6 protein-coding genes are annotated in these 5,081 nt (G+C 62.1%); 2 read left to right on the top strand and 4 right to left on the bottom strand.

The genetic code is table 11. The annotated features are described in order from the left end of the window. Nucleotides 1-62: 62 nt before the first annotated feature. From QMX98_RS32325 to QMX98_RS32310, 4 genes are all read right to left on the bottom strand, one after another. The gene (locus QMX98_RS32325) at nt 63-1,214 is read right to left on the bottom strand and encodes an MFS transporter (protein WP_083374629.1); all 1,152 of its coding nucleotides are present in this window, start codon (nt 1,212-1,214) and stop codon (nt 63-65) included. A gap of 235 nt (nt 1,215-1,449) precedes the next feature. Beyond that, nucleotides 1,450-2,106, bottom strand: coding sequence for a carboxymuconolactone decarboxylase family protein (locus QMX98_RS32320; protein WP_154503990.1), 657 nt, complete (start codon nt 2,104-2,106; stop codon nt 1,450-1,452). A gap of 33 nt (nt 2,107-2,139) precedes the next feature. After that, nucleotides 2,140-2,649 (bottom strand): carbohydrate-binding module family 20 domain-containing protein, encoded by a 510-nt coding sequence (locus tag QMX98_RS32315; RefSeq protein WP_282411959.1) that lies wholly within the window; start codon nt 2,647-2,649, stop codon nt 2,140-2,142. A gap of 112 nt (nt 2,650-2,761) precedes the next feature. Next, nucleotides 2,762-3,040, bottom strand: coding sequence for a hypothetical protein (locus QMX98_RS32310; protein ID WP_077748869.1), 279 nt, complete (start codon nt 3,038-3,040; stop codon nt 2,762-2,764). Between the two features lie 91 nt (nt 3,041-3,131). Between QMX98_RS32310 and QMX98_RS32305 the strand changes: the two genes are divergently transcribed. Continuing rightward, nucleotides 3,132-3,911 carry a helix-turn-helix transcriptional regulator gene (locus tag QMX98_RS32305; protein WP_282411958.1) on the top strand — a complete coding sequence of 260 codons (780 nt, stop codon included), beginning with the start codon at nt 3,132-3,134 and terminating at the stop codon, nt 3,909-3,911. A gap of 46 nt (nt 3,912-3,957) precedes the next feature. Further along, the gene (locus tag QMX98_RS32300; protein WP_282411957.1) at nt 3,958-4,950 is read left to right on the top strand and encodes a diaminopimelate epimerase; all 993 of its coding nucleotides are present in this window, start codon (nt 3,958-3,960) and stop codon (nt 4,948-4,950) included. Nucleotides 4,951-5,081 lie beyond the last annotated feature (131 nt).

Genomic DNA, 5,081 nt, shown 5'->3' with positions numbered 1-5,081 from the left:
GGCAAGCCTCGCTCCTGCAGGGACCACCGAACCTGTAGGAGCGAGGCTTGCCCGCGAAGCTTTCAAACCTTCAACACTTTCCCGCCAATGGCTACCGCCACCAGCAACACCGCCATCAACCCGAAGGCAAAACTCAAGCTGCTGCCATGGGCGATAAAGCCGATCACTGCCGGGCCCGCGAGAATTCCCGCATAGCCCAATGTGGTAATGGCCGGCACTGCAATGTGCTCAGGCATGACCGTCTGTTTCCCGACCGCGGTGTACAGCACCGGCACGATGTTCGAGCAGCCCGCACCCAATAACGCATACCCGACCAGTGCCGCCTCCCAGGCCGGCGCAAACGTCGCCAATGCCAAACCCGCCGCCGCCATCAGGCCGCCGAACACCATCACCCGCGTCGCGCCCAGGCGTCGGACAATCCGGTCCCCGGTCAGCCGTCCGGCGGTCATGGTCAGCGCAAACGCGGCGTAACCGAGCCCCGCATACGCCGTGTCAATCCCGCGTTCCTGCGCCAGGAACACCGCGCTCCAGTCGAGCGCCGCGCCTTCGGCCAGGAACACGATGAAACACATGCCGCCAATAAACAGCACGATGCCATGGGGCACGGCAAACGCCGGTCCCGAGCTTTCGCTGCCGTAAGGCAACAGGTGCGGCGCGGCTTTGAGCAAGGCCAGCACCAGAACCACGATCACCACCGCCATCGCCCCCAACGGCGACAGACCCAAGCCGAGCAGGGCGCTGACACCTGCCGCGCCGACAATCCCGCCGAGGCTGAACATCCCGTGAAACCCCGACATCATGTTCTTTCCGCTGGCCCGCTCGACGATCACCGCTTGCAGGTTCACCGTCGAGTCCACCGTGCCCAGGCCCGCGCCGAACATGAACAGCGTGGCGATCAATGCCGGTATTGACGACACGGTGGCCAGCAACGGCAATGCCGCGCAAATCAACAACGTCCCCCCGGTTGCCACCCGACGGCAGCCGAAACGCGTGGCGAGCAGGCCAGCTATCGGCATCGCCAGAATCGAGCCCACTCCCAGGCACAACAGCAACAACCCAAGCGTCCCTTCGTCGAGCCCGGCCCGTGCCTTGGCATAAGGCACCAGCGGCGCCCAGGCGGCGATGCCAAGACCGGCAATGAAAAAGGCGATGCGGGTGGACATCTGCTCCAGGCGTCCGGGAACAAATGAGGCTTGGGTATTGAGGCTGGTCATATCGATCCTTGGCAAAAAAACGTCGCACTCCCAAAGGGACAGTGACTGACCCATAGGGTTCGGTCAGCGTCCACAGCGGTTTGCGGTCAGGCAGGGCGACATCCTTGCATAGCCTGACCCTCTGTCGCGAGCGCAGGCCGCGAGTTAATTGCCTGTGCAGGCGACAACGTGTGGATGCTGAAGGTTTGCAGCGATATTTTCCGACGCACTGGCTGTGGTCACGAACGGTTGTCGATCAACGAGCAATAAAACGTGTCACCGAGACGATCTGCGTTCCTTGCACTTGAATGTGCAAGAGCGCGGCAGGAAGGGAGGGCTCGTCGTCGAAACATTCAACAATGACGGTGCTGGCTGTTGTCGCCTGGATCGAAAGGCGCAGCGAGCGGCGTAACAGGCGTTTGATCGCAGCACTCAGGGGGACGGCTGATTTGCCATTGCGCACTTGCTCACAAAACGCCAGCGCTACCTCGCGCGGTGTGGGGGGAGGCGGCGAAACAATTGCGGCTTCGTCAAACAGTCGATTGAGCTGATCGGCCGCAGCCACCGCTCTCGGAAAACCGGCGAAGGCTGAAGCCTGCAGCAATATTCCCGTCAGTTCTGCCGGTGCGAGCCCCGAGGCCAGCCCCGTCTTGAAATGCACACTCAACGGTGGCCCGACCATGCCCGCCGCGACAATCGCAGCAAACGACACCGCTTCACGCAGACGAGGATCCAAGTCAGAACGGTCATGCAAATAACCGTAAACAACACCCACCGCCAGTTCGCCCAGGGCCGGGACCGTTCTGAACAGTGCGCCCAGGCGAGTTGCGCCGTCAGGAACCAGATCGATGAAGGATTTCCGGCCCTCGCTGTATAGCGTTTCCATGGGAGAGATCGGGTATCGGCTGCTCATGTCGTGCCCTCTTTTCAGACCTGCAACGCCAATCTAGAAGGTGCCTCTTGTCTCGCTCTCGGTGCCGCTGGTGAAGCTGACGTTTGGTCCTGGCTGCCAACGCACGGTGTGTGACGCGTCGTTATTGCGCTCGATGCATTTCCACAGGGTGTCTTGATCCGCCGGCACATCAATCGAACCGTTCCATTGGTTCTGCGCAGGCCTGTGGGCCAATGCCACGGCATGACGAGGATCCCAGGCCCCCAGTTCCAGCGACGAGCCCACGGCATAATCGTCGCGCAGCGTGATGAATTCGGCGTTGAAGGTTTCGAACACGCGCGGGTTGTCGGTATTTAGATCGGCGTTGCCATCGAGGAAGGCGTCGCCCTTAGCGCAGGCGCCACAATCATGGCGGCATTCGCTCCGGCCTCTGAGGAACAGCGGTTCATTGCGATTGTTTTCGGCCATGTGGTTGGGTACGACGTCGTAGACCAATTTAACGCCTGCAGTTACTCCGCCGAGTACCAGGGCAATGAGCAGGGACACTAGGGAAGCCCGTTTCATGACCTTCCTCCGAACGTGCATCAGGAGCTTCACTCTGGCCCGGGGGCGAAGGCTTGTCTGCTGTCATAACTGACAGATCTGGCAGACTTGTTCGCAATAAGTGTCGAGGGATTTATAACTGAGTGACTGGAGGAACGCCCGGCTCTTGCTCACACAACGCCCGAACCAGTGGGTCGCGCACCTGCATCAGTTCGAACAGGCCCAGGGCACGTAGCGCCGGCAACGCCTGGAGAATGTCTTGCGTGGCGGCCGTGCGTTGATCCTCGGGTGTCTGGGGATCGATCAGCATCCGGGCATTGATCAGAAAGGCCCCGACCGTGCCTTTGCGCACGACAGTTCCATTGAATTGGCCTTGGTTCAGATCGTCGGGAAGCAGGTCTTCGGCGCGCATGGTTGAGACTCCGGTGAATGAGTGCCCAGACTAATCCGTTGCTCATGGCTAAACTGCGCTATTCGGGTCATTCGATAACGTGAAACTGCCAATGGCTGAACCGCTGATATCTATTGAACAGGCGCAATCCAACGCTGGGCCGCTGGTGATCGCCTCGGTCCTGAACAGTCCCATCGAGCGCACCAGCGCTCCCCACCGGCATGCGCGCGGGCAACTGTTGGGCGCGCGGCGCGGGCTGTTGACGGTGGAGGCGGCAGATCATCACTGGGTGGTGCCGGCGACCCATGCGGTGTGGATTCCACCCGACTGTGTGCATGGCTTGCGCTCCCACGGCCCCTTCCACGGCTGGAGTGTCTACGTGGTCGCGCCGGCCTGTGTCGTATTGCCCGGACAACCCTGCATCATCGCAACTTCAGGTTTGCTTCGTGAGGCCGTCGACCGGGCGGCGACCTGGAGCGAGGGACCGCTGGATCAGCGACAGGAGCGGATCGCTCAATTGATTGTGGATGAGGTCGCCGCGCTGCCCGCCGAGCCCTTCGGTCTGCCGCTGCCACTCGACCCGCGACTGCGGCGGATCAGTCAGGCGCTGGCCGACGACCTCGCCGACAACCGTTCGCTCACCGAGTGGGCGCAATGGGCCGGTTTGTCTGCCAGGACCCTGGCCCGGCGCTTCGTCGATGAAACCGGCTTCAGCTTCAGCCAATGGCGCCAGCGCGCACGCTTGCTGCGAGCGCTGGAGTTACTCGCCGCCGACGTACCGGTGACCACCATCGCCCTGGAACTGGGCTACGACAATGTCAGCGCGTTCATTGCGATGTTCCGGCGAACGTTTGGCGTGACGCCGGGGCGGTATTTCATCGCAGGCCGTTGACGCCTACAGTACGGGCTCTTTTCAAGCTGACTTTCAGGACCGATCCATGACGCCGTTCTACGATGCTCGAGGCAATATCTACGCGGTGCTGACGCCCGACGAGGTGCGTGGTCGCGATATCGATTTGCCGGACCAGGCTCGCGACGCTGCGCAGATCCGCGAGCACTGGACATCGGCCGCTATCGAGGCATTTTGCAGTTGGGCGCCCGGTTCACAGCCATCGGGCAGCAAAGACCATCGCTGCGACGGGCTGCTGGTCGGGCCGTTTCAATCCTCGCCGCCCTTTGATCTGTTGATCGTCAATACCGACGGCACCCTGGCCGAGCGCAGTGGCAATGGGCTGACGATTTTTTCCCAGGCGCTCAGCGAGCAAGGATTGATGCCCGAGGAGCAGGCGTGCCTGCTGCGGGTTCATCACGACAAGCGCGATGCGGTTTCACCGGTGGAAACCACTGTGGACGCCGCTGAGGTCGACGGTGTGCAAGGGTTCTGGCTGGATTTGGGCAAGCCTTCGTTCGGGCCACAAGCGGTGGGTGCGCGCGAGGCTGAACGCGTGACGCTGAACGAGCGCGAAGTCAGCCATGTGCAGCCGTTGTCGGCGCTTGATCCTGCCTGGAACCGCAGCCAGTTTGTGCGCATCGGCAATCCCCATTGCGTGACGCTGCTGACAAATGCCGACGCGTTGCCCAGCAATGAGCAGATGCGAGAATCGCCCTTGGCCCAAGGCTTGATGCGTATCGCCTATGCCGCGCCGACCGGGGCTGGGCAGCCGTGTCCGGCGGGGGTGAATTTGCAATGGGCGGTGCTTGAGTCAGAGGGGAGAGTGGTGGCGCGGGTGTTTGAACGCGGGGAAGGGCCGACGGCGTCGTCAGGCACCAGCGCCAGTGCGGTGGCGTGTGCGGCGTGGCGGGTGGGTTGGGTGACGGCGGGTGAAGTGAAAGTCGTCATGCCGGGCGGCACGGCGCCGGTTTTGTTGGAAGAGTCGGAGGGGAAATTGAGTCGGGTCAGGCTGTTTGGCACGGCGCGGTTGATGGGTTGATTATTAGATAGCCATCGCGAGCAGGCTCACTCCCACAGGGGTTTTGTGATCGGCTCGCCCCCCCTGTGGGAGCGAGCCTGCTCGTGAAGAGGCCCCCCCAGTCAGCGAAATTTCAGAGCTGACCCGCCCAA

Origin of the sequence: Pseudomonas sp. PS02303, assembly GCF_029959925.1 — a bacterium.
GTDB lineage: Bacteria > Pseudomonadota > Gammaproteobacteria > Pseudomonadales > Pseudomonadaceae > Aquipseudomonas > Aquipseudomonas mandelii.
Note: the sequence above shows the minus strand (reverse complement) of the source record. Positions and strands in the feature narration are given on the sequence as shown.

Bases quoted from the DNA above. Each gene is read 5' to 3' on its own strand.
- QMX98_RS32310 (WP_077748869.1), bottom strand. From the start codon at position 3,040: ATGCGCGCCGAAGACCTGCTTCCCGACGATCTGAACCAAGGCCAATTC.
- QMX98_RS32305 (WP_282411958.1), top strand. From the start codon at position 3,132: ATGGCTGAACCGCTGATATCTATTGAACAGGCGCAATCCAACGCTGGG.
- QMX98_RS32320 (WP_154503990.1), bottom strand. From the start codon at position 2,106: ATGAGCAGCCGATACCCGATCTCTCCCATGGAAACGCTATACAGCGAG.
- QMX98_RS32325 (WP_083374629.1), bottom strand. From the start codon at position 1,214: ATGACCAGCCTCAATACCCAAGCCTCATTTGTTCCCGGACGCCTGGAG.
- QMX98_RS32300 (WP_282411957.1), top strand. From the start codon at position 3,958: ATGACGCCGTTCTACGATGCTCGAGGCAATATCTACGCGGTGCTGACG.
- QMX98_RS32315 (WP_282411959.1), bottom strand. From the start codon at position 2,649: ATGAAACGGGCTTCCCTAGTGTCCCTGCTCATTGCCCTGGTACTCGGC.